At 72.9% G+C, this 20,142-nt stretch carries 16 protein-coding genes and 1 pseudogene; 7 read left to right on the top strand and 10 right to left on the bottom strand.

Annotated features, from left to right (window positions below):
- Positions 1–47: 47 nt before the first annotated feature.
- The gene (locus tag GA0074692_RS21040; RefSeq protein WP_091646895.1) at positions 48–2,540 is read left to right on the top strand and encodes a serine/threonine-protein kinase; all 2,493 of its coding nucleotides are present in this window, start codon (positions 48–50) and stop codon (positions 2,538–2,540) included.
- A 428-nt stretch (positions 2,541–2,968) separates the two neighbouring features.
- Here GA0074692_RS21040 and GA0074692_RS21045 read toward each other — a convergent pair whose 3' ends face one another.
- The 4 genes and pseudogenes from GA0074692_RS21045 to GA0074692_RS21060 all read right to left on the bottom strand — a co-directional run bounded on the left by GA0074692_RS21045 (position 2,969) and on the right by GA0074692_RS21060 (position 7,818).
- Positions 2,969–3,565 carry a GTP-binding protein gene (locus GA0074692_RS21045; protein ID WP_091646896.1) on the bottom strand — a complete coding sequence of 199 codons (597 nt, stop codon included), beginning with the start codon at positions 3,563–3,565 and terminating at the stop codon, positions 2,969–2,971.
- A gap of 1 nt (position 3,566) precedes the next feature.
- Positions 3,567–3,944, bottom strand: a complete 378-nt coding sequence (locus GA0074692_RS21050) for a DUF742 domain-containing protein (RefSeq protein WP_091653853.1) — start codon at positions 3,942–3,944, stop codon at positions 3,567–3,569.
- Positions 3,945–4,046: 102 nt separating this feature from the next.
- Complete coding sequence (locus GA0074692_RS21055) at positions 4,047–4,451, bottom strand: roadblock/LC7 domain-containing protein (protein WP_091646897.1); 405 nt, start codon at positions 4,449–4,451, stop codon at positions 4,047–4,049.
- Positions 4,448–7,818: pseudogene (locus tag GA0074692_RS21060) on the bottom strand (sensor histidine kinase). The gene GA0074692_RS21055 and the pseudogene GA0074692_RS21060 overlap by 4 nt, the downstream one beginning before the upstream one ends.
- Before the next feature lie 278 nt (positions 7,819–8,096).
- Here GA0074692_RS21060 and GA0074692_RS21065 point away from each other — a divergent pair.
- Positions 8,097–8,618 carry an ATP-binding protein gene (locus tag GA0074692_RS21065; RefSeq protein ID WP_245730400.1) on the top strand — a complete coding sequence of 174 codons (522 nt, stop codon included), beginning with the start codon at positions 8,097–8,099 and terminating at the stop codon, positions 8,616–8,618.
- An 11-nt stretch (positions 8,619–8,629) separates the two neighbouring features.
- On the opposite strand, the gene GA0074692_RS21070 is transcribed toward GA0074692_RS21065, so the two are convergent.
- Complete coding sequence (locus GA0074692_RS21070) at positions 8,630–9,709, bottom strand: adenosine deaminase (RefSeq protein ID WP_091646899.1); 1,080 nt, start codon at positions 9,707–9,709, stop codon at positions 8,630–8,632.
- Between the two features lie 338 nt (positions 9,710–10,047).
- Here GA0074692_RS21070 and GA0074692_RS21075 point away from each other — a divergent pair, with 338 nt between their 5' ends.
- Genes GA0074692_RS21075 through GA0074692_RS21090 form a run of 4 tightly spaced genes read left to right on the top strand, consistent with a single transcriptional unit; the run spans position 10,048 to position 14,535 of the window.
- Positions 10,048–11,340 carry a 4Fe-4S cluster-binding domain-containing protein gene (locus GA0074692_RS21075; RefSeq protein WP_091646900.1) on the top strand — a complete coding sequence of 431 codons (1,293 nt, stop codon included), beginning with the start codon at positions 10,048–10,050 and terminating at the stop codon, positions 11,338–11,340.
- Positions 11,341–11,348: 8 nt separating this feature from the next.
- Positions 11,349–11,948 (top strand): uracil phosphoribosyltransferase, encoded by a 600-nt coding sequence (locus GA0074692_RS21080; protein ID WP_176738528.1) that lies wholly within the window; start codon positions 11,349–11,351, stop codon positions 11,946–11,948.
- A complete protein-coding gene (locus GA0074692_RS21085; protein WP_218106695.1) occupies positions 11,945–13,255 on the top strand; it encodes an amidohydrolase family protein in 1,311 nt (436 codons plus the stop codon). The genes GA0074692_RS21080 and GA0074692_RS21085 overlap by 4 nt, the downstream gene beginning before the upstream one ends.
- Positions 13,252–14,535: an MFS transporter gene (locus tag GA0074692_RS21090; protein WP_091646902.1), complete on the top strand. Its 1,284-nt coding sequence runs from the start codon at positions 13,252–13,254 to the stop codon at positions 14,533–14,535. Before GA0074692_RS21085 ends, GA0074692_RS21090 begins: the two co-directional genes overlap by 4 nt.
- On the opposite strand, the gene GA0074692_RS21095 is transcribed toward GA0074692_RS21090, so the two are convergent.
- On the bottom strand, positions 14,501–15,340 hold the full coding sequence (locus GA0074692_RS21095; RefSeq protein ID WP_091646903.1) for an inositol monophosphatase family protein: 840 nt from the start codon (positions 15,338–15,340) through the stop codon (positions 14,501–14,503). The genes GA0074692_RS21090 and GA0074692_RS21095 overlap by 35 nt on opposite strands.
- Positions 15,341–15,416: 76 nt before the next feature.
- Between GA0074692_RS21095 and myrA the strand changes: the two genes are divergently transcribed.
- Positions 15,417–16,304, top strand: coding sequence for a 23S rRNA (guanine(748)-N(1))-methyltransferase MyrA (gene myrA / locus GA0074692_RS21100; protein WP_091646904.1), 888 nt, complete (start codon positions 15,417–15,419; stop codon positions 16,302–16,304).
- Positions 16,305–16,326: 22 nt separating this feature from the next.
- Here myrA and GA0074692_RS21105 read toward each other — a convergent pair whose 3' ends face one another.
- The 4 genes from GA0074692_RS21105 to GA0074692_RS21120 all read right to left on the bottom strand — a co-directional run bounded on the left by GA0074692_RS21105 (position 16,327) and on the right by GA0074692_RS21120 (position 20,126).
- Entirely contained in the window at positions 16,327–17,013 is a 687-nt protein-coding gene (locus tag GA0074692_RS21105; RefSeq protein WP_091646905.1) for a DUF4272 domain-containing protein, read from the bottom strand.
- Positions 17,014–17,024: 11 nt separating this feature from the next.
- Complete coding sequence (locus GA0074692_RS21110; protein WP_091646906.1) at positions 17,025–18,305, bottom strand: thymidine phosphorylase; 1,281 nt, start codon at positions 18,303–18,305, stop codon at positions 17,025–17,027.
- Positions 18,302–19,030: a cytidine deaminase gene (locus GA0074692_RS21115; RefSeq protein WP_091646907.1), complete on the bottom strand. Its 729-nt coding sequence runs from the start codon at positions 19,028–19,030 to the stop codon at positions 18,302–18,304. The genes GA0074692_RS21110 and GA0074692_RS21115 overlap by 4 nt, the downstream gene beginning before the upstream one ends.
- Before the next feature lie 127 nt (positions 19,031–19,157).
- Positions 19,158–20,126, bottom strand: coding sequence for a hypothetical protein (locus GA0074692_RS21120; RefSeq protein WP_091646908.1), 969 nt, complete (start codon positions 20,124–20,126; stop codon positions 19,158–19,160).
- Positions 20,127–20,142: the final 16 nt, after the last annotated feature.

The raw sequence follows: 20,142 nt of genomic DNA on the forward strand, positions 1-20,142 counted from the left end.
AGGGAGCATCAGTCTCTGGCACCGAAACCCGGGAGGAGGACGACGCCGTGGCGCTCGTGCGCGTGTACTGCGGTCTGGCCTCGGCCGACTCAGCAGACCGACCGGCTTCGGCCAGTTCGACGCTGACGTCCGCTGTGGTCGACGACGCAGGCCGGCTGCTCCACGTCTGCGAGATCAGTGACGACCCGGCCGGTTACGCCCGGCTCGTGGCGTTGCTCGTGGAACGGTCAGGCGGCCCGAGCGGTGCGGCGATCGCCGCCGACAGCGACGACCACACGGTCACCTCGCTGCTCAGCGCGGCTGGTCGGCCGCTCGCGATAGCCGACGACGACTCGGTCGACGACTTCGCCGAGCGGTTCGCCGACGACGACTCGCTGGAGGAGATGCAGTCCCCGCAGGCCGAACGTCGGGCCGTCGGGCTGGCCCGGGCCCTCCAGGCCGGCGCGCTCTCCGCGGTCACCCTGCCGGCGCCCCGCGACCTCGCGGGCTACAAGCAGGTCCTCGCCGCGCACGCCGCGCTCGCCAACGGTCGGCACTCGGCCGCCGTGGCGCTGCGGGAGGTGCTGCGCGAGCTCTACCCGGCGGCGCTGCGCGCGTACCCGGACCCGGCCGAGCCGGTCTCGCTGGCCGTGCTCGACGCCCTCCCGGAGCCCGGCATGCTCGCCGGCACCGTGGCCCGGGGCCGGGACGCCTCGGTCGCGGCCGAGGCCATCGTCGCCCACCTGGTCGCCGACGGGGTGGCCGACGCCGACTCGATCAACGACGCGGTGACCGCGCTACGGGTGGCCATCGCCGAGACTCCACGCCGGGCCGCGGTCAGCCGGGCGCTCACCTCCGCCGTGGCGGAGACGGTACGCCAGGCCGTCGCCGCGGTACGCGCCTGCGACGCCGGGTGCGACGCGCTGGTCGGTGCGCTCGGCGCACGGGTCAGTGCGCCCGCGCCGGTCACCGGCCGCCGCGCCGCCCGCCCGGACGAATCGGCCGACGAGCCCGCCGAGATCGGCAGCGGCGGAGGGCTCCGCGCCGTCGAGCCGGCCCCGCCGCAGCCGACCGGGCGGCGCAGCCGGCCGGAACCGGTCTCCGGTGAGGCGCTACCCAAGCGGCCGCGTCCGCTCGGCCCGCCCCCGGTGGCCCCGACCCCGATCGCGCCGCCACCGTCCGCGCCAGCCCCGGTCACTCCGGCCGCCTCGGCCAAGCCACCGGTCAACGGCGCGCCGGGCCGGGGCGACACGCCGGCCCTGCCGGCCGCCCGCCAGGTGGACGGCCCGACGAACCGGCCGGTCTCCTCCCCGCCGCCCCCGCCCGGGATCACCCCGATCGCCCCGGCCCAACGGGGCAACCCGCCGGCTCAGCGGGGCAACCCGCCGGCTCAGCGGGGCAGTTCGCCGGCCGACGCGGGCGAACCGTTCCGTCCCACCCTCACCACGGCCGCGATCAACAGCGCCCGGGCGGAGCGGCAGCGGACGGTCATCCCGCCGCGGCCGAAGACCACCGGGGACTCCCCGACCGGCGGGTTCGCCGTCACCGACCTCAGCCTGCCAGTGCCGGCCCAGCGCCCCGAGCAGGAGCCTCCGGCACCGGGTTCCCGGGCCAACTGGCCGCTGGTCAACAACCCGGAGGACCCGGCCGACAGCTCTCCGCGCAACCCCGTCGCGCACTCCGCATCCGGGCGGGACGCCCGGCAGATCGACGCGCCCACCGACCCGGGCAACCGGCCGGTCGAGACCCAGACCGACCCGGGCAACCGGCCGGTCGACGCGCAGCTCGACCCGGGTCGCCCCGACGGCCGGATCACCCCACCCTGGCTGGCGGACGACCTGCCCCAGGAGCCACCGATGCTCCGCCTGGTCGAGCCGCCGCTGGTCGACCGGGCAGCCGACCGGGGACGCGCCGGTGCCCGTACCGAGCGCGGCGGTGACCGCCTCGACCCGAACGCCGAGCGGAACACCCACAGCGGGCTCGAGGCCCCGGCCGACGACCGGACCGTCCTCAACCCCACGACCGGCTCCCGCCCGGAGAACCCGCCGCTGCGACTGGTGAACCGGGAGGAGGCGCCCAGCCGTCCCGAGCGGCCCGCCGCCGAACTCCGCCGGCCTCCGGTCTCCGACGAGAACGACGGCGACCTGCTCATCTTCGCCCAGGCGAGGTCGGCCTGGTTCGTCGGGCAGTCGGAGGAAACCGACGTCGACTGGTCCAGCATGGCGGACAGCGGCTGGCAGGCCGCCGAGCAGGCCGCGAAGCCGGTCAAGGGAGACGAGACGTCGGCCGGGCTGCCCCGCCGGGTCCCGCAGGCCAACCTGGTCCCCGGTTCGGCGCTGCGCGACGAACGTCCGCTGCGGATCGTCCGGGACGCGGCACGCATCGCCGAGAACACCACCGGCTACTTCCGGGGCTGGCGCCGCGGTCAGGAGATCGGCGGGTTCGCGGTCGGTGGACGGCCGGGTCGTGAGGCCGCCGGTGGCTGGGACTTCACCCGTGACCACGGCGACCGCGACGACGACCGGGAGTACGAGTACCGGTCCGCCGGGTACCGCTCCTGAGCGGACCGAGCCGCGCCCGCCGGTAGCTTCAGCGCCGTGGGGGTCGCCGTCCACTGATTACGGACGGCGACCCCCACGGCGCTGCCGTTGACGGGAACCGGCGGCGGAGGTGCCCCGCATGGTGCGCTCCCGGCAGGGCGAGGGTCCCGGTGCATCAGGCCAGCTGGCGTGGCGGTTGGGCCGGCTGACCCGCCCGTAGCGGGCTCGGCGGGGCACAGTGGCACCCCGTATGGCCTGTTCCCGAACTGAGGGCCTACGGCCCATTCCGGAGGCGCGATGGGCGGCGGCGGGTCGAGGTGGGCGGCGTGGACTGCGGCGGGTCGTCGGGTGGGCGACCTGCACCGCCGACCGTCCCGGCCAGGGACGCCGGGTACACGACGCGCCGCCCGGTGGCGGCAGGAGCCGGCACCGGGCGGCGCAAGGGTCGATCAGGCCGGGGCGACGGCGCGCGAGCGACGCATGTTGAGCACGTACTCGACCAGCGAGATCAGCACGTGCTTGGTCGACTCCCGCTGTCGGGCGTCACACGCCACCACCGGCACCTCCGGGGAGATCGCCAACGCGTCCCGGACGTCCTGCGGGTCGTGGTACTGCATCCCGTCGAAACAGTTGATGGCGATCAGGTACGGCAGCCGCCGGTGCTCGAAGAAGTCGATGGCCGCGAAGCAGTCGGCCAGTCGGCGGGTGTCGACCAAGACCACGGCACCGATCGCACCCCGGACCAACTCGTCCCACATGAACCAGAAACGCGTCTGACCCGGCGTACCGAAGAGGTACAGGATCAGATCACGATCGATCGAAATACGACCGAAGTCCATCGCCACTGTGGTCGTCGTCTTGCCCGGCACCTGCCGGGTGTCGTCGACGCCCACACCCGCCGAGGTCATGATCGCCTCGGTGGTCAGCGGCGTGATCTCCGAGACCGAGCCGACCAGCGTCGTCTTGCCAACGCCGAACCCACCGGCGATAACGATCTTCGCCGATGTCACGCGCCCGCTCGACGGAGTCGGCGGCCGGTGCGACATGTCAGAGCCTGCGAAGTCCACTCAGCACCCTCTCCAGCAGTTCAGTGCCCACCGCGTCGTCGGAGTCGTCCAGAACGGTCGGCTCGTGCACCGCGACCAGGCCGTCCGTAGCCATGTCGGCAATGAGCACTCGGGCCACCCCGAGTGGCAGCTGCATCCGCGCCGCGATCTCGGCGAGCGACTGCAACCGGCCGTCACACAGCGCGGCGATGTACTGGTGCTCCCGGCCCTGACCACCATTGCCGTTGGCAGCGGCCCGACCACGCACCGTCGTCTCGACGAGCGCCTCCAGCGCGATGTCGAGGCGGGGACGGGTACGGCCACGGGTGACGGCGTATGGACGGACCAGTGCCCCGGTCGGCTCGTCACGATCGGCCATGTCGCCGCTCACCTCCTTCCGCGTACCCGCCACCGGCTCGCTCCGGTGGAACCCGTCGACTCTTTCGTTTGTTGTTCGCCGACCTGCTGGTCAGCGCCCGTCTCAACCCAGCATTCCCGCGGCAGCGCGCGGTGCCGGGGTCAACGCGTCGCCGACCCGGTCGACCAGCAACGCCATTTCGTACCCGACCTGCCCCACGTCGCAGCTGCGGGCGGCGAGCACCGCGAACGACGACCCGTCCGAGATGGACATGAGGAACAGGAAACCATTGTCCATCTCGACCACTGTCTGGAGCACCGCGCCACCCTCGAAGCAGCGGGCCGCTCCCTGGGTGAGGCTGACCAGGCCGGACGCGATCGCGGCCAACTGGTCGGCGCGGTCACGCGGCAGGTCCCGTGACGACGCGAGGAGCAGGCCGTCCGCGGAGACGGCGACCGCGTGCGCGACACCGGGCACCCGGTCGGCGAAGTTGGCCAGCAGCCAACCAAGATCCTGCGTAGTTGTCATCCTTCTTGCTCCTTCTGCCTGCTCCCGGCCTGGAGGCCTGAGCCAGACTGCGAGGACTGCTGCCCGCCCGGAGTGACCTCCAGGCCGGACGAGTGGCCGTCCGCGTGGTTGCTTCGGCCGCGTTGCACGCCACGATGGTATGCCGAGAGAAGTCCGCGTACAGCCTCCGGCGTCCGCCGTTGCACCGACGCCGCCGGCTTCTCGATACTGCCCGGCACGAGCTGCGCCATGGGTCTGCGCTTGGGCAGTCCGGTCTGGGTGGTCTCGACCACCGGCACGTCGGTGGCTGCGGTGGCGGCTCGCCAGCCGTCGTCCGCCGCGGTCTGCCAACCGCCGGGCGGCTGCGGGGTGCGCCGGCCGGCGAGGCTCTCGGCGTACGTGGAACGGTCGCTCCCGTTGGTCGCCGCGCCGTTGTCGCGCGACGTGCCTCCGGTGTTCGTTGCCATCGGTGCGTTACCTGTCGTCGCTGCTGGGTTCTGGGCGGGCGGCCGGCCCTGCTCGACCGTGGCGAGCTGCTGCGTCCGAGCCTCGTCCAGACCCCCGGGGGAGGTCCGGGTCCCGCCGGCCGTCTCGTCGTTAACCGGCCGCCGGGTGCGGAACCAGGCGGATTCCAGCTCCCGGAAGATGGGCAGTTCCATCGTCTCGTCCGCGTACCGCTGCTGGTCGGGAGCGGACACCGGACGTTCCGCCGCGCCGGTGGCGACCGGCGGCTCGTCCGCCGACCTGGGCACCCGAGGCAGCTCGGTGGTCATGTCGAGCGCTGCGGCGAGCCGCTCGGGCACCGGCGGGGTGGGCGCCTCCCGCTCCGGACCGGCTACCGGCGGCCAGGCCGGCGGTGCCGGCGTGGGGGGCACCAGCGGGACGGGCCGGGCCGGCGGACCGGAAACGGGCGGCGCGGACACCGGCGGACCGGAGACGGGCGGAGCCGAAACCGGCGGACCCGAGACGGGCGGGGCGGACACCGGCGGCGGGACCTGCGGGTGGGTGGCCCATGCCTCCGGGCCGGTCAGTCTCGGCATGGTCGGCTGCGGGTCGACCTCGTCCGGCTGCTCGTCACCGGCCGCACGCCGCTGCGGCAGCGCGTCCATCTGCTGCCCGCTCGCCGGACGGGGGACGAAGGGGTCGCCGCCGGCACGGGCCCGGACGTCCGCCCCGGTCAGGTCGGACCAGGCGGGCAGCGGCCGGCCGGCACCCGGGGTGCCGTTGCGCGGCTCCGGCTCGACGGGCCGCCCGCCGAGGGTGACCTGGTTGCCCGAGCCACCCGGACGGGGTGGCAGTGCCGCCGGAGCGTTGCCCAGCGCCGGCAGCGCGCCGAAGGTGGGCAGCGGAGACGCCGCCAGGCCCGGCTCGGCGGCGGGCAACGCCGGCTGCTGCGTCCGCCCGGAGAGCGCCCGGGGCACCAGGACCTCGGGGGCAGCTCGACCTCGGCGACCGTGCCCCGGTCGGTGCCCGGCCGCAGCTCGACCCGGACCCCGTGCCGGGCGGCCAACCGGGCGACCACGACCAGGCCCATCATCCGGGAGACCGCGACGTCCACCTGCGGCGGCGTGGCGAGCCGCTCGTTGAGGTCGGCGAGCTGCTCCGCGCTGATGCCGATGCCCCGGTCCTCGACGTACAGCGAGGCGCGCTCACCGACCCGCCGCGCCTCCACCATGACCTGGGAGTCCGGCGGCGAGAACGCGGTGGCGTTGTCGAACAGCTCGGCGACCAGGTGAACCAGGTCGTTGACCGCGTGCGAGACGACCTCGATGTCCCGGTCGATCACCCCGAACTCGATCCGGGTGTAGTGCTCGACCTCGGACTGGGCGGCCCGGAGCACGTCGATCAGCGCGGCCGGCTGGCGCTGCACCCGGGTCGAGTCCGCCCCGGCGAGGACCAGCAGGTTCTCGTCGTTACGACGCATCCGGGTGGCCAGGTGGTCGAGCTGGAACAGCTCGGCCAGCCGGTCCGGGTCCTCCTCGCCGCGCTCCAGCCGGTCGAGGTGGCCGATCAGCCGGTCGACCAGGATCTGCGAACGGCGGGCAAGGTTGACGAACATGGTCGCGACGGAGGCGCGGAGCGCGGCCTGCTCGGCCGCCGTCCGGACCGCCTCCAGGTGGACGGCGTTGAACGCCTCGGTCACCTGGCCGAACTCGTCCTTGCTGCGTACCGGGAGCGGCTCGGCGATCTGGTTGGCGAGCTGCATCGGGGTGAGCTGGCCGGTGACCTTCGGGTCCCGCAGCCGGCCCACCGCGTGGGGCAGGCCGTGCTCGGCGATGGAGAGCGCGCCCTGCCGCAGGTCACGCAGGGATCGGGCCATCGACCGGGCGACCAGGTAGGCGAAGAAGATCGCCAGCAGCAGCATGCCGAGCAGCAGGCTGGTCTCCAGGAAGACCCGGCGCTGCACGTCGGAGCGAAGCTGGTCGGCCAGCCGGACCACGTCGCCGTCGAGGTCCGCCTCGACGGTACGGATCAGCCTGGCGTTGGCCACCATCGCGGCGTCCCACTCGTTGGCGCCGAACGGCGCGCCCGCCATGCTGTCCGTGGTGTTGCCGTTGATCCAGCCGAGGTAGTTCTCGACCTGGCGCTGATCCGAGCCGGCTACGGTCTGCTGGTACAGCTCGGACTCGGTCTGGTTGGCGACCGCCTGGAAGTTCTGCAGGGCCTGCTGCTGACCGGTGCCGGTGGCGATGTAGTCGGTGCGCAGCACCGGGGTCATCGAGCCCTGGATCAGCGCCCGGTGCACCACGACCCGGCGGACCGAGAGGAACTCCTTGGCCCGCGCGGTGGCCGCCACCGCGCGCATCCGCTCGCTGAGGTCGGTGTCCCCGGCGAGCTGGCTGGCCGAGTCGCGGATGTCCAGCAGATCGTTGATCAGACCCTCGTACGCCCGGGCGGCGTCGGTGAGCGGAAGCTTGTTGTTGAGGACCTGACTGCGGGTGCCGGGCAGGTCGACGAGGCTCTGGTCGATCCGGTCGAGGACCTTCGTGAAGTTGGCCGGCAGCCCGTCGAGTTCGGCCCGCTGCTGGGAGTACGATTCCCGCGCCCGATCGACCCCCTGGTGCACGCCGGTGTAGGTCTTGTCGTACTCCTCCCGGGTCTGCGCGTTCGCCCCGAGCAGCAGCACGGCGGCGGCCCGCTCGTCCTGGAGGGTGTCGACCAACGCACCGGAGTAGCTGGTGAGGTTTGCCAGATCACCGGCACGGTTGGCGTTGTTCAGGGTGTCCAGGTGATCGATCAGGCCGCTGGTGCCGACGACCACTGTGGCGATGGTCGGCACGATCATGATGAGGCCGAGCTTCGACCAGATCGGCATGTCACGGAGCCGACCGGTGGGCCGGCGCAGCCGCGACAGGAAGGAGCCCGCCGTCTTTGGTCGTTTGCTCACGTCACCGCCCTCGCGCTCTCAGCGTCCGCCGCGTTGCTCCGGGCAACGCCCAGCGACCGACCCGGCGGGTCGGACCCCCGAGATTCCATCACGCCGCCTTCCAAAGAGAAAGCCCAGGCTGTTCCTAACCCCGGGTGTGATGAGATGTTGAGACAGTTTGATCGCAGCCCGTCTGGCCGGAGTCACCTAAAGTAATGAAGCCCCCGCACCGCGTCGTCCTGCTCGCCGGCCCTTCGGGCTCCGGAAAGTCCTACGTCGCACACCGAACCGGACTTCCCGTGCTCTGCCTCGACGATTTCTACAAGAACGGTGACGACCCCACGCTGCCGCGCCGTCACGGCCGGATCGACTGGGACTCGCCGCAGTCCTGGGATGCTGGATCCGCCGTGGAAACCATTGCCCGACTTGCCCGATACGGCAAGGCCGAAGTGCCGGTTTATGCAATCGGCGAAGACCGTCGTGTATCCAGCCGAACATTCGACCTCGCCGGTTCGCCATTCTTCGTCGCCGAAGGAATTTTCGCTGCCGAGATCGTCGTCGAATGTCGTGAGCTGGGTCTTCTTGCCGGCGCGTACGCCCTGCGTCGGCCGCGCGGCGCGACCTTCGTCCGCCGGCTGACCCGCGACCTGGCCGAGCAGCGCAAGGCGCCCGGGGTGCTCTTCCGGCGTGGGCTGATGCTGCTGCGGGAGGAGCCGGCGGTGTTGCGCCGGCAGACGGGGCTGGGCGCGGAGGCGGCGCGGGCCCGGGAGGTGCTGCGTCGGGTGGCCGCACTGCTCGCCGGCCACCCGCAGCAGCCCTGACCCGGCCGGGATCAGCCAATCAGCTTCGCGTACGCCGGCTTGATCACCTCGTCGATGATCCGCAGCCGCTCGTCGAACGGGATGAAGGCGCTCTTCATCGCGTTGATGGTGAACCACTGGAGCTCCTTCCAGCCGTACCCGAAGGCGTCCACCAGCAGCGCCATCTCCCGCGACATGGAGGTGCCGCTCATCAGCCGGTTGTCCGTGTTGACCGTGACCCGGAACCGCAGCTCACGTAGGAGCCCGATCGGGTGCTCGGCGATCGACGGCGCGGCACCGGTCTGCACGTTGGACGACGGGCACAGCTCCAGCGGGATCCGCTTGTCCCGCACGTACGCGGCCAGCCGGCCGAGCACCGGCCGGTCGTCACCGACGGTGATGTCGTCCACGATCCGCACCCCGTGGCCGAGCCGGTCCGCGCCGCACCACTGGATCGCCTGCCAGATGGACGGCAGACCGAACGCCTCACCGGCGTGGATGGTGAAGTGGAAGTTCTCCCGCTGGAGGTACTCGAAGGCGTCCAGGTGGCGGGTGGGCGGGAAGCCGGCCTCCGCCCCGGCGATGTCGAACCCGACCACGCCGGTGTCCCGGTGCCGGACGGCCAGTTCGGCGATCTCCTGCGAGCGGGCGGCGTGCCGCATCGCGGTAAGCAGGGTGCCGACCCGGATCGGGGTGCCGGCCTGGGCGGCCAGCGCACTGCCCTCGGCGAAGCCGGCGAGCACCGCCTCGACCACCTCGTCCAGAGTGAGGTTCTGCTCCAGGTGCTGCTCGGGGGCGAACCGCACCTCGGCGTAGACGACTCCGTCGGCGGCCAGGTCCAGCGCGCACTCGGCGGCCACCCGGCGCAGCGCGTCGGCGGTCTGCATCACCGCGACGGTATGCGCGAACGTCTCCAGATAACGCTCCAGAGAACCGGAGTTCGCAGCCTCGACGAACCACCTGCCGAGTCCGTCCGGATCGGTGCTGGGCAGCTCGTGTCCCACCTGCGCGGCCAGTTCGATGATCGTGCTCGGCCGCAGCCCGCCGTCCAGGTGGTCGTGGAGCAGCGCCTTGGGCGCCTGGACGATTTCTTCGTATCCGATTGCCACCATGACCCGACTCTAGTGGTCGGTGCCCACGGCATCGCGGCGAGCACACCGGGTCACCCGCCGCAGAGTCGACCCGGTCATCCATCGCCCGGAGCGCCCGCGCAGCCCCGGCCCCGAGCACACCACTCACTTTCCAAAGAGGAATCGACAACCTACGATGGGTTGCACTTCAAAGTGGTGACTCACATCCATGATCGGCGACGCCTGTTTCCGCTGGCGACCGCCCTGACGACCGGACACCGAGCAACTGCCGCCAGGCGCTTCCTGGACCCGTCGGACGGGGCCACGCCGGCGGCGCCGATTTTCTGCGCCGTCTGTTGGCGGCGACGGGGGAGGTAGAAGTGTCGGAGACCGTACTCGAAGCCGCGTTCGCCACACCGCAGGCGACCCGGGAGAGTCTGATCGGGGCCTTCACGCCGCGGACCTCGGAACTGCCGACCACCGGGTCGAGCTTCTTCATCCACCTCAGCGAGCTCTGTCCGGTCGCCTGCCTGCACTGCATGTACTCCTCGGACCTGCAACGCAAGTCGGCAAAGGACTCGCTGTCCCGGGACGAGCTGACCGACGCGATCCATTTCATCAACGAATCACGATCGCAAAAGCTCAACATCACCGGCGGCGGCGAGCCGTTCCTCAAATTCAACAGCATCCTGCGGCTGCTCACCGAGGTGACCACGCCGAAGATCGATGTCGTCTCCGCCGGCTACTGGGGCAAGGAGCCCACGCGGGCGAACACGCTCATCCGCCGACTCGACGCCGCCCGGGCGGAAAACCCGGCCGGTCCCGAGGTCATCCTGCGGCTGAGCCTGGACCGCTACCACCTCAACGCACCCCGACCGGTACGGCTGGAGCACTACGGCAACGTCGCGCGGGCCTGGGCCGAGCAGCGCCCCGGCTTCGGGCTCGGCTTCCGCAGCATCGAGCCGGACTGGGACATCGTCGACCGGCAGATCGCCGAGGAAATCGGGGCTCGTCTCGTCGATGTCAACGACTGGAACCGCAAGCTCGTCCTCCCCGACGGCCGAGAAATACCCATCACGTTCAACGTGTTCCGCCGCAGCGGCAAGGCCAGCGAGCTGGCGGAGGGCCACCACGACACGTCCCGCTCCATCCACGAGTACTACAACCCCTTCGAGACCGGCAGCAGGCGGCTCTCCCTGGCGACCACGGTCAACGACGCCATCCGCGGCAACTACGCCGCGAGTTCGGGGGTGGCCGTCACGCTGAACTCGGACGGCACCTTCTGGATCTTCTGCGGCACCGCGCCGGACCGGCGGTTGCTGCTCGGCCAGGAGAGCTTCGCCGAGGCGGTCGCCACCTTCTTCCAGGACCCGATCACCCATCTGCTCGTGGAGGAGGGGGTGTGGTCCCTGTCCGACCTGGTGATCGAACTGGACAAGGAGGTACACGCCGCGGCGATGGCGAAGAACGACGTCGCGTCGCTGGTCGAGGACCTACTCGACGCCGAGGACGTCCGACTCGCGGTGACTTTGGTGGCCACCCAGAAACTCCTGGCCGAAGGTCGGGCCACGCTGGACGGGTCGCACCCGCTCGGTGCGGTGTTGGCCGCCCCGGACCGGGACCTGCTCGCCGAATGCCGGGCGCTCATCGCCGAACGTCGGTCCCGTCGATGATGCCGGCGGTGGAGATCGGCGACCCGGACCACCTTTACGCGCGGATTCTGCGGGCCCGCAGACCGAGCGGCGAGATCCGGCGTCGCACCACCGAGTTGGGGACACTGCTCGCCCGACACACGCGCGACTCCGTACGGGCCTGGTCCGGTCCGGACAGCCGGGTGCTCGCCGTGGTCATCCTGCGGGGCGGCGCGCTGCTCTACCCCGGTTTCGTCGCCACGTTCGAGGACGCCGACTTCTGTTTCGTCGGCATGTGCCGCGACGACCAGCTGCGGTCCGTCCGAGCCGACTACATGACCCCCATCCCGCAGACCGACTACGACGCGGTCATCTATCTGGACGGGGTGTGCGCCACCGGCGGTACCTTGCTGGAGACCCGGCGACTGGTCCGGAAGGAATGCGACGGCGGGTACGAGGTGGCGGCGGTGATCAGCAGTTCCGCGCCAGCGACCAGCCTGCTGCGCGAGGCCGGGGTGGCCGTCATCGGGTTGAGCCTGTACGAGTCGCTCGAGGGTGACCTTGTCCGGCCCGACCTCGGTGAACTGGACGCCGGTGACCTGTTGAGCGGTGTCGGGTTCCCGGGTCGGCAGGAGGAACCGGAGCGGTGAGCCTCCCACCGTCGACGAGCGACCGGCCGATGCCGGTCGGCCGGGCACTCGACCCGGAGACCGCCGGGCTGTTGCTGGCCGGCCCGCGGTTGGCCACCGGCGAGGTGGTCGACGTGCTGTTGGGCGGCGGGCGGATCGCCGCCGTCCGGCCGGCGGGCACCCCGGTCGCCGACGGAGTACCGCGGCTCGACCTCTCGGGTCATCTGCTGCTGCCGGCCCCGGCCGAACCGCACTCGCACTTCGACAAGGTGCTCACCGGTACGGTGCTGCGCAACCGGACCGGTGACCTGCCCGGCGCGGTCGACGCCTGGTACGCGTATCGACGGTCGGTGTCCCGGTCGGACGTCCGCGAACGGGCGCTGCGCGCGGCGTACGAGTTACTGGGCAACGGAGCCACCGCGATCCGTACCCACGTGGACGTCGGTGTCGCCACCGGCCTGGGGATGCTGGAGGCGCTGCTCGAGGTGCGCGAGGAACTCGCCGGACAGGTGGAGCTGCAGGTCGTCGCCATGGTCGACCGCCCCGTGTTCGGCCCCGACGGAGCGGGTAACCGGGCGATGCTGGTCGAGGCGGTACGGTCAGGTGCCGACGTGATCGGGGCGGCGCCCTACAGTCACCCGGATCCGTCCAACTGCCTGCGGCTGCTGCTCGACGTGGCGGCGGAATTCGGTCGGCCGGTGGACCTGCACACCGACGAGACACTGGACCCGGCTGTCGACACCCTGAGCGAGTTGGCCGAGCTGGTGTCGGCCACCGGCTTCCGGCCGGCCGTCACCGCCAGCCACTGCGTCAGCCTGGGCACACGCGGGGAGAACGCCACCCGCGCGGTGGTCGCCCGGGTGGCCGCCGCCGGAATCGGTGTGATCACCTGCCCGTCGACCAACCTGTTCCTTCAAGGCCGGGAGCGCGGTCACTCCGTACCGCGTGGCCTGACCGCGATCGGGGCGCTGCGGGCCGCCGGGGTGGCCGTCGCCGGTGCTGGCGACAACATGCGGGACCCGTTCAACCCGGTCGGCCGGGGCGATCCACTGGAGACGGCGTCGCTGCTGGTCACCGCGGGGCACCTCGACCCGGCGGAGGCCTATGACGCGGTCAGCGCCCAGGCCCGTACGGTGATGGGCCTGCCGGCCGTACGGATCGAGGCGGGTGCGCCGGCCGAGTTGCTGGCGATCCGGGCGCAATCGTTGACCGACGCGATCGCAGCGGCCAACATGGACCGGATGGTGATTCACCGGGGCAGGCTGGTCAGCCGGACACGGGTGGAACGCACTTTCTCTCCGCCGCTGCCGGCGGCAGCCCGGCGATGACGGCCACGATGTCCGCCGGTCCGGTGCTCCGGACCAACTGGAGCCGGGTGCTGCTCACCTATCTCGCCGGGGTGCTGGCAGCGGCCGCCCTCGGCAAGATCGGCCCGGTGTTCGGGCCGATCCAGTCAGATCTTGGCCTCTCGCTGCCCGCCGTAGGCTGGGCGGCGTCCGCCATGACCGGGGTCGCGGCGGCCCTGGGTCTGATCGGTGGCGTGTGGACCGACCGGCTGGGCGACCGGCGCAGCCTGTTGGCCGGGCTGGTCCTGCTCGCCGTCACCGGTGCCGCCGGGTCACTGGCCTGGGACGCGACGAGCCTGCTCGTCTTCCGGCTGTTCGAGGGCACCGGATACCTGCTGGTCGTGGTCGCGGCTCCAGCTCTGCTCATGCGGCTGACCACCGGCGCCGACCGGGTGACCGCGCTCTCGGTGTGGGGGACGTTCATCCCGGTCGGGTTGGCCGTCGGCTCGGGTGCCGGCGGAGTCGTCGCCGGGAGTAGCGGCTGGCGCTCCTGGTTCCTGCTGCTCGGCGCGGGCGTCGCGGTGGTCGCGGTGGTGGCAGCGGTCCGGCTCCCCGGCCCCGGCCGGCCTGGCCGGTACGCCGGCCGGGCGGGGCCGCCCGGCGGAGGAGCAGCCGGCGGAGGACCAGACCTGACGGTCGGGAAGCCGGACGGCCACACCGGCGGTCCGGCCACCCGTCCCCGGATCCGGGCGGCTGTGCTGGCCCGGATCCTGGCGCTCTCCGCCGGGTTTGGCGCGGTATCGATGATCAGCGTGGCGGTGCTGACCCTGCTGCCCACGTTCCTGTCCACCGACGCGGGTCTGGGATCGTCGACAGCCGGGCTGGCCGTCGCGCTGGTCTCGCTCGTCAGCGTGCCCGGCGGGATCGTCGCCGGTTGGTTGTTGCGCCGCGTGGCCGGGATCCCGGTGCTCGGTCCGCTGGCCCTCACCATGCCGTTCCTGGCCGTCGTGATCTTCAGCGGACCCCGGATCCCCGCCCTGGCCATCGGAGCCGCCGCCGTGCTGCTGTTCGTCAACGGGATCCTGGTGGCGGTGGCGTTCGCCACCGTGCCGCAGGTGGTCGACGGTGCGGATCAGCTCGGCACGGGCAACGGGCTGCTGGTGCAGTTGGGCAGTTGCGGGTCACTGCTCGGGCCGCCGCTGTTCGCCGGCACGGTGGACCGGTTCGGCTGGGGGCCGGTGCCGGTCGTGGTCGGCGTCGCCGCCGTCCTCGGTCTGGTCCTGTATCTCATCGCCCACCGGTCTCCGGCGCCCCGGCGGTGAACAGCCCGCAGAGCTGGTCGAAGGTGGGACGGTCGGCGGCGGCCAACAGTGGCAGGGCGTTGCCACCGGTGACCCGGTACGGGGTGCCGTCAGCGGCACCGGCGCAGCCACCGGCCCGCTCGTACAGAAACAGCCCGGCCGCGTGGTCCCACGGTTTCTCCCAGCTCACTGCGAGCGCGTCGGCCCGGCCGGTGACCAGGTCGAGATAGCTGTGACCGATCCCGTCGCAGGGGACGACGGTCGCGCCGAGTCCGGCGAGCCGGTCGACCACCAACTGGTCGACCGGGGTGTGGTAGCGCGGATCGGTGTTGACCACCCGCAGCCCCGGCCACCCGGCGCCGGCGGGGACAGTGACCGGCCGACCGTCCAGCCAGGCGCCACCCGCCGGCCCCGCCGAGGCGGTGGCCAACGTCCCGCTGACCGGAGCGTAGACCCAGGACGCCACGGTCCGCCCGGCCACGGAGAGGGCCACCATGGTGCTGAACCGGGTGCCGCCGGCGACGAACCCAGCCGTGCCGTCGACGGGGTCGATGATCCAGACCGGCGCCGGCCCGCCGAGCGCAGCCAGCACGGCCGGGTCGCGGGCGACCGCCTCCTCGCCGACGGCGGTGGAGCCGGGGAGCAGCCGGACCAGTTCCTCGGTGAGCCGCTGCTCGGTCAGCGTGTCGGCGACGGTCACCAGGTCGCCGGGAGCCTTCTCCGCGACGCTGGCGGCGTCCAGCCGGCGGAACCGGGTCATCACCACCTCGTCGACGACCCGCCTGACCAACTGACTCACTGCGGTGAACCGGGCGAGATCCAGCATCGCCCGATGCTAATGGTCGGCTCCGCGTCCGACTGACCCGCTCAGCGTCGCCGGCCGATGACCCTAGGCTGACCGGGTGCACCCCGACCTGCTCCCCCACCTCCGCTGCCCGGTCTGCGGCCAGCCGCTGTACCAGGCCGACGCGGCACCGCCACGCGCCCTGCGCTGCCCGGCCGGGCACAGCTTCGACATCGCCCGACAGGGTTACGTCAACCTGCTCACGGGCCGGGCACCGCACGTCGGCGACACCGCCGAGATGATCGCCGCCAGGGAGGAGTTCCTGGCCGCCGGGCACTACGACCCGTTCTCGGCGGCGCTCGCCACCGCGGCCGCGCGGGCGGTGCCGCGTCGTGTCCGGCCCGACGACGGCGTGGGCGAACCGGTGGCGTACCCGGATCTGGTGGTGGACGCCGGAGCCGGCACCGGCCGGCACCTCGCCGCAGTGCTCGACGCCGTGCCGACCGCCGTCGGCCTGGCGCTGGACGTCTCGAAGCCCGCACTACGCCGGGCGGCTCGGGCGCATCCCCGGGCCGGCGCGGCCGTCTGCGACACCTGGAGCCGGTTGCCGCTGGCCGATGCCACGGTCGCGGTACTGGTCAACGTCTTCGCCCCGCGCAACGGGCCGGAATTCTGTCGGGTACTCCGGCCGGACGGCGCCCTGCTCGTGGTGACACCAACCGCCGAACACCTGGTTGAGCTGGTGGACCGGCTGGGGCTGCTGCGGGTCGACCCGGCCAAGGACGCCCGAGTGGCCGACAGCCTCGCGAGACACTTCGAACCGGCCGGGCAGAGCACCCACCGGCACCGGCTTCAGCTGACCCGGAAGGAAGTGCGGACCCTGGTCGCTATGGGGCCGAGCGCCTGGCACACCGACCCGGCCCGGCTCACCGCGCGGATCGCCGCCCTGCCCGAGCCGGTCACGGTGACCGCCGCCGTCCAGCTCGCCCGCTACCGCCCGACCTGACCGCCCGGGTGTCTCGGGTGTCTCAGGTGGAGAGGTCGACCTCTTCCCAGCCCGGGGGCGAGTCGTGGTACGGGCCGCGCAGCATCACGGCCCACTCCAACGCCCACCGGCGCTGGCCGATGGCGTGCGAGTCGATCACGCCCGGCAGCGGCAGCCCCTCCCGTTCCGACTCCAGGTACGCCCAGTCCAGGCAGTAGTGCAGGTCGAGCAGGGCCGCCGCGTCGGCGGGGTGCTGGGGGGCGACGAGCAGCCGCCGCCGCCACCCGTCGAAGGTCTCCCCGCCGACGATGTTCGGCAGCTTCGCCACCAGGTCCTCGTCGACCGGCAGGGACGGGTCGAGCTGCTTGGTCAAGCCGAGCACCCAGGTCAGCGCGAACAGGGCGTCGTGGTGCAGCACGAACGAGCGGTGGTCGCCCTTGCCGGCGGTGACGAAGTCCCACTCCGGCGGGGTGACCGAGTCCACCAGCCGCGAGCCGAGCAGCCAGCCCATCGCCGCCTCGGTCGGCATGCCGAAGCAGCGGGCCAGGATCAGGTGCAGTACCGCGATCCGCGCCTCGACCTCACCGACCGACCGCAGCTCGATCTCGTCTCCCGGCTCCCAGACCAGCGGGAAGTTCCCCGGCGGCAGGGGCAGCCCGAGCCGGCTCAGCTCGTCCAGGCTCGCCTCGCGGACGTCCGCCGGATCGGGTGCGGGTACGACGGTCGCCACGGCCGGCCGCCTCAGGCGATCCGCTCGATCACCAGCGGGGTCGCCGCCGGCGCGGTCTGGGTGATCCGGACCGCCTCCGCCGCCTCGGCCCGCGCGGCCGGGATCCGGGCGGCGTCCTCGGCGCGCAGCTCGTAGAGGGGTTCGCCGGCCCGGACCGGGTCACCGGGACGCCTGTGCAGCACCACCCCGGCGGGGACGCTGACCGGGTCCTCCTTGCGGGCCCGGCCCGCGCCGAGCCGCCAGGCGGCCACCCCGATCGCGTACGCGTCGACCGCGGCGACGAACCCGTCGGCCTCCGCGCGAACCACCTCGACCTCGTTCGCCTTCGGCATCGGAGCGTCCGGGTCGCCGCCCTGCGCCTTGACCATCGCCCGCCAGGCGTCCATCGCCCGACCGTCCCGCAGCGCGGCGGCCGGGTCGGCGTCCGGCAGCCCGGCGGCGTCGAGCATCTCCCGGGCCAGGGCGAGGGTCAGCTCGACCACGTCGGCGGGACCGCCGCCGGCGAGCACCTCCACCGACTCGGCCACCTCGACCGCGTTGCCGACGGCCAGACCGAGCGGGGTGGACATGTCGGTGAGCAGGGCGACGGTCCGCACGCCGTGCGCGCCGCCCAGTCCGACCATGGTGCGGGCCAGTTCCCGGGCCTGGTCGACGGACTTCATGAACGCGCCGGAGCCGACCTTCACGTCGAGCACCAGCGCGCCGGTGCCCTCGGCGATCTTCTTGCTCATGATCGAACTGGCGATCAGCGGGATCGCCTCGACGGTCCCGGTGACGTCGCGCAGGGCGTAGAGCTTGCGGTCGGCCGGGGCGAGCCCCGCGCCGGCCGCGCAGATCACCGCGCCGACCTCGCGGAGCTGGGTGAGGAACTCGTCGTTGGTCAGGGACGCCCGCCAACCGGGGATCGACTCGAGCTTGTCGAGGGTGCCGCCGGTGTGCCCGAGGCCCCGCCCGGAGAGCTGCGGCACGGCCGCGCCGCAGGCCGCGACCAGCGGGGTCAGCGGAAGCGTGATCTTGTCTCCGACGCCGCCGGTGGAGTGCTTGTCGACGGTGGGCCGGTCGACGGCGGAGAGGTCCAGCCGCTCGCCGCTGGCGATCATCGCGGCCGTCCAGCGGGCGATCTCCGGGAGCGTCATGCCGCGCAGCAGGATCGCCATGGCCAGCGCGGACATCTGCTCGTCGGCCACCAGCCCCCGGGTGTACGCGTCGACCACCCAGTCGATCTGCGCGTCGGCGAGCACGCCGCCGTCCCGCTTGGTCCGGATGACGTCGACCGCCGCGAACCCGCTCATCGCTCCCCCTCGCCGGACTGCTGGCCGGGCCAGCGGACCGGGACCTCCGTCGGCGGTTCGCCCTCGCCGGCCCAGTACATGGTGCCGGTCGCGTCGACCACCACCACCCGGGGCGTCCGGGCGTGCCCCCAGGTGATCGCCGCAGCCGGGTCGTCCCAGGTGGGACCCTCCTCCAGCACACCGGTCTCGGCGCCGACGTCGTCGCCGGCCGACCGCTCCCAGTACGCCGTCCAGACCTGCTGCCCGGCGTTCAGGTCCGGATGCACGAAGACGGTGCCCCGGCCCCGCCAGGCGGCCAGCCGCTCCGGCACCACCGGCACCGGGACCTCGCCGACCACCGCCTCCAGGTCGGCCACGTCGAACGCGTGCGGCAGCAGCTCGGCCATCCGCAGCGGGCCGCCCTTCGCCTCGATCAGGCACTCCGGGCCGCCGTGCTCCCAGAGGATCTGCCGGCACCGGCCGCACGGCATCAGCGGCTCGCCGGTGGCGTCCACGCAGGAGAGGGCGATCAGCCGCCCGCCACCGGAGGAGTGCAGCGCGGAGACCACGCCACACTCGGCGCAGAGCACCACCCCGTACGCGGCGTTCTCGACGTTGCAGCCGACCACCACCCGGCCGTCGTCGACCAGGGCGGCGGCGCCAACCGGGAACCTCGAGTAGGGGACGTAGGCGTGCCGCATGGCCTCGGTGGCGGCGGCGCGCAGCCGCTCCCAGTCGATGTCCATGCCGGCGATTCTGCCCCACCCCCGCGACTACCTGCAGCGGGGTCCGGCCGGGTCGACGTCGGCCCGCTGGCCGACGCGGGACCAGCCCGGCGGCCCGGCCCACCGCGACCGGACCCGGCACGAGCCGTCAGTCGACAGCGAGGTCGGCCAGTCGACGCGGGGCCACCTCGGTGAGGCTGCCCGCCACCGTCGCCGCGTCTCCGTCCGACGCGTTCCAGTCGGGCTGGACCAGCACCAATGCGTCGCCGCGCCGGAGCAGGTGGACCTCGACGTCCGCCTCGGTGCGGGTCCAGTGGTCCGGCCCGACCGGCCGGCAGGACGGGTCGAGCGGTGGTGTCGGGGCGCGGTCGGGCACCCGCAACTCGGCCACCGTGGGGCCGCACCGCGCGGGTGGGGCGAAGTCCGCCGGCACCGGCACCACCCGGATCGTGACGTCCCGGTCCCGGGACGTCCCGTCGGTGCGCGGGTCCGTCTTCCGGCCCACCGTCACAACCACGAACCGGCGTCCCGGATTCGCCCAGGCCGTTTTGACCGCGAAGCCTTCCGCCCGGGACACCAGCAGAGGCAGTCCGGCGCGGTCGAGCCGGTCCGCGAGGTCGGCCCGGCGGGTCTCCCGGGACAGGTTCGGATACACCGCGAACGGCACGGCCAACGCCACCGCCAACGCCGCCCGGAGCAGGCGCGGCAACGGGACGGCCACGACCGTCACGCCGATGGCAACGCCGACCCCGGCCAGCAGGGCGGCCAGGTCGGACGGCGGCGGCACCCAGCGTGGGTGCCCGGCCTCCCAGAGCAGCAGCGCACCGGTGGTGGCGGCCGTGCCGAGCACGGTGCCCCACTCCGGATGGGCGGTCCCCATCACCCGCTGGGCCAGCCACACCGCCGCGGCCGCCACCGACACGCCGACGAGCAGCAGCGGGCCGCCCAGGAGTGCCTGGCCCAGGCAGGCACCGAAGGTCTCCGACTCGCAGTCCGCTACGGCACGCGCCTGGCTCTGCCACCCGTCGGCCAGGGCCGCACCGCCGAGCGCGGCCACGAAGGCGGCGACCAGCACCCCGGCGAGCAGATACCACCCATCACTCCCCCGTTCGTCCATCCTCGACACGTTAGCG

This window comes from Micromonospora pallida (genome assembly GCF_900090325.1).
Lineage (GTDB): Bacteria > Actinomycetota > Actinomycetes > Mycobacteriales > Micromonosporaceae > Micromonospora > Micromonospora pallida.

What these genes read in the sequence shown, in the direction of transcription:
- GA0074692_RS21115 (WP_091646907.1), bottom strand. Translation starts at nt 19,030, where the DNA reads ATGGACATCGACTGGGAGCGGCTGCGCGCCGCCGCCACCGAGGCCATG.
- GA0074692_RS21095 (WP_091646903.1), bottom strand. Translation starts at nt 15,340, where the DNA reads ATGCTGGATCTCGCCCGGTTCACCGCAGTGAGTCAGTTGGTCAGGCGG.
- GA0074692_RS21110 (WP_091646906.1), bottom strand. Translation starts at nt 18,305, where the DNA reads ATGAGCGGGTTCGCGGCGGTCGACGTCATCCGGACCAAGCGGGACGGC.
- GA0074692_RS21120 (WP_091646908.1), bottom strand. Translation starts at nt 20,126, where the DNA reads ATGGACGAACGGGGGAGTGATGGGTGGTATCTGCTCGCCGGGGTGCTG.
- GA0074692_RS21070 (WP_091646899.1), bottom strand. Translation starts at nt 9,709, where the DNA reads ATGGTGGCAATCGGATACGAAGAAATCGTCCAGGCGCCCAAGGCGCTG.
- GA0074692_RS21055 (WP_091646897.1), bottom strand. Translation starts at nt 4,451, where the DNA reads ATGACAACTACGCAGGATCTTGGTTGGCTGCTGGCCAACTTCGCCGAC.
- GA0074692_RS21090 (WP_091646902.1), top strand. Translation starts at nt 13,252, where the DNA reads ATGACGGCCACGATGTCCGCCGGTCCGGTGCTCCGGACCAACTGGAGC.
- GA0074692_RS21050 (WP_091653853.1), bottom strand. Translation starts at nt 3,944, where the DNA reads ATGGCCGATCGTGACGAGCCGACCGGGGCACTGGTCCGTCCATACGCC.
- GA0074692_RS21045 (WP_091646896.1), bottom strand. Translation starts at nt 3,565, where the DNA reads ATGTCGCACCGGCCGCCGACTCCGTCGAGCGGGCGCGTGACATCGGCG.